Below are 416 nucleotides of genomic sequence, written 5' to 3'. Positions count from 1 at the left end.
ATCCAGTCACCAGGCACCATCTCAGGACGGCCCACAGCGGCGACTACGATGTCGGCGCGGCGAACGACGTCAGGCAGATCCTTGGTGCGGGAATGCGCAATCGTCACTGTGCAGCTGTCGCCCAACAGCAGTTGTGCCATCGGCTTGCCCACGATGTTCGAACGACCGATCACCACAGCGTCCATTCCAGACAGCGAACCATGATAATCGCGCAGCATCATCAGGCAGCCCAGCGGAGTGCAGGGCACCATCGATTTCTGCCCGGTGCCCAACAGGCCAACATTCGAGATGTGGAACCCGTCGACATCCTTGGCCGGGTCGATCGAGTTGATTACCAGATCTTCGTTCAGGTGCTTGGGCAACGGCAGTTGAACCAGAATGCCATGAACAGCCGGATCGTTGTTCAGCTTGTCGAT

The 416-nt window shown here is 58.4% G+C and carries 1 protein-coding gene; it reads right to left on the bottom strand.

Features of this window, described 5'->3' with window-relative positions:
- Positions 1–416 (bottom strand): tetrahydrofolate dehydrogenase/cyclohydrolase catalytic domain-containing protein (locus tag Q0816_RS25950; protein WP_298856221.1); only part of this gene is annotated, 416 nt, incomplete at both ends.

This window comes from uncultured Ruegeria sp. (assembly GCF_947497005.1).
Classification (GTDB): domain Bacteria; phylum Pseudomonadota; class Alphaproteobacteria; order Rhodobacterales; family Rhodobacteraceae; genus Ruegeria.
The sequence above is the reverse complement of the archived record's forward strand: the minus strand, read 5'-3'. Positions and strand labels throughout refer to the sequence as shown.